We start from the raw sequence: 2,035 nt of genomic DNA on the forward strand, positions 1-2,035 counted from the left end.
GGCGACCATTGCCTTTCTCGCCAATGATCTGGAGGGGTGCGTGGCCGCTGCGGTCAAGAGCGATCAACTGTTCGCCGACATCCACGGCTGGTCGGCGGCGGCACTTGCGTTGCTGAAACGCAACCGCGAGGCCGGGGATGAGTTCAGACGTTTTCTACGCAACCTAACGGCGGCGTGGCAAGGGCCGGGTAGGCTTGACCGCGCTGTCGCCGTGGAGTGGTTCAAGACCGCTTTTCCGATCCGGTTACCAGTCGATCAGGAGAAGCTGGCCCGTGGCATCGAATTGGCAGCCCAGTCGGGCTGACACGGCCGAACCGTTGCTCGCAATTGCGCCGGGTTTCACTTGCAGCGTGACATCACGTAGTCGCCGAGGCGCTTATGATATGCGCTCAAACGGTTTTTCTTTATTTGATCGGGCGGGCCGGCGTTCGGGTCGAGATTGTAGTGATCGGGAAATGTATAGTCCTCACCGGGTCCATCCGCCGGCGCAATGGTGGCGATCGTTTGCTCGACGTCGCCGGTGAAGGGAAAGGCGATGTTCACGATCAGGTCTTGGTCGAAGTATGGTTGGATGGTGATCTCCTCCCAGGTTTTGTCCCTGGGCGTCATGAACCCACGCAGCAGGTCCTTCATCGCCTCCTGATCTCCACTTCTGAAGATCGCTTGCTTGGCCGGATCCTTGATCAGGTCTCGGATGAATTCGCCAAGCGCCTCGAACTGCACATCTTTGAACTTCACCATGTCCACTTTCCCCGCTAAACCAGATTGAGCACTGTAGCGCTGCCGTTATCAGCGCTATTGAAAACCCTGACTGCCGAGCAGGCCGCCAAGCACTTCATCCGATACCTTCGCAGTATCATTGAGATCGAGCAGTCCTGCCAGCGTTTTTGGCTCTACGTCCGGAATGAGCCTGCGAGAGGTGATATCCGTATCGGCAGCCTTGAACAGTGCGGATGCGATCGTGGCGGCCACCACATAGGAGCCAACTGGGCCAAGATGGCTGCCGTCATTACCAAGAACGGACGCCTCCTGGATGATATAGTAGGAGAGAGGTGTTTGCCTCAGGAACTCCGGGTACCGTTGCAAAGCGGCCCGAAGTCGGCCGGCGTTGTAGACGTAACGTTTGGCGCAGGCGGCCGTGGGAAGCATGTCATTGCCCGTCAGGACCGGCACATCGATACTGTTGTCGCCCAGGGCGGTCTTCACCGCACCGGCCACGTCCTGCCCGGATGGCAAACCAAGGTCGTAACAGCGCCAGCAATCCATGAAGGCAACCGGCCGGACTGTGCCGTTCAATTCCGCACTCAGGCCGGCAATCGTCAGTTCTTTCGACAGGAATGGTCCTATGCGCCGGGCACTTTGAGCTTTCGACGGGGGGTCGGCTGAGGCAAACCGGTTCCAGTCGACAATCCAGTTCTCGGGTATTGGAATCTCCCCACCCGGGCGCAGGCTGGAAAAGGACAGCATTTTGCGCAGATTGGCTGGTTCTTCGACCGACCTGTCGTTCACGACATAGAACTGCCGGACCATGGCGTGGGCAAAGCGCGACGCACCGAAGGTGAATTCCAAAGGCAGCGCATTGAAAGTCTCAAGTGCCGAGACTCCGGCGCCAAGAAAATCGTCACTGGCGAAAAAATGGTCCCATATTTCCGGAGCCAGAACTTTTCTCAGATAGTCGTTGATGATCACAGTGCGGTAAACCGAGGTCAGATAGATCCTGGCACGCTTGTAAGCTTCTGCTGGGTCGGTGCCGATGCCAAGCAGCAGATCCACGATCCTGTTGTGGATGCCCATGAGTGTGCAGAGCAGTTGCGACAGGACAAGATTGTCGTCGTTTCGCGGATCCGCCACCAAGGGCCGATAAGGCGATCGCCGACCCTCGACACTGATAAACTTGCCCGAGAAGTCGATGCGCGGCAAATCACGGCCTTGCATGGTCTTACCGTCGACCGGAAGCATACTGCCTTTCATGCAAGGCAAGCCGATCGGAAAGCGGCAAGCCGACAGGTCCGCCCCATCCGCAACATCGTAGAGA

General features: G+C 57.9%; 2 protein-coding genes and 1 pseudogene. 1 reads left to right on the plus strand and 2 read right to left on the minus strand.

The window, feature by feature from the left end; genetic code table 11:
* Nucleotides 1–304 (plus strand): annotated as a pseudogene (locus ENZ75_RS30030) (hypothetical protein); the annotation flags it as partial.
* Between the two features lie 35 nt (nt 305–339).
* Here ENZ75_RS30030 and ENZ75_RS30035 read toward each other — a convergent pair.
* Nucleotides 340–741, minus strand: coding sequence for a hypothetical protein (locus ENZ75_RS30035; protein ID WP_013530422.1), 402 nt, complete (start codon nt 739–741; stop codon nt 340–342).
* Between the two features lie 54 nt (nt 742–795).
* A partial coding sequence (locus ENZ75_RS30040; RefSeq protein ID WP_281061311.1) for a peroxidase family protein occupies nt 796–2,035 on the minus strand: 1,240 nt, incomplete at its 5' end.

The organism is Mesorhizobium sp. M7A.F.Ca.CA.002.04.1.1 (assembly GCF_004022805.1).
Lineage (GTDB): Bacteria > Pseudomonadota > Alphaproteobacteria > Rhizobiales > Rhizobiaceae > Mesorhizobium > Mesorhizobium ciceri.

What these genes read in the sequence shown, in the direction of transcription:
- ENZ75_RS30035 (WP_013530422.1), bottom strand. Translation starts at nt 741, where the DNA reads ATGGTGAAGTTCAAAGATGTGCAGTTCGAGGCGCTTGGCGAATTCATC.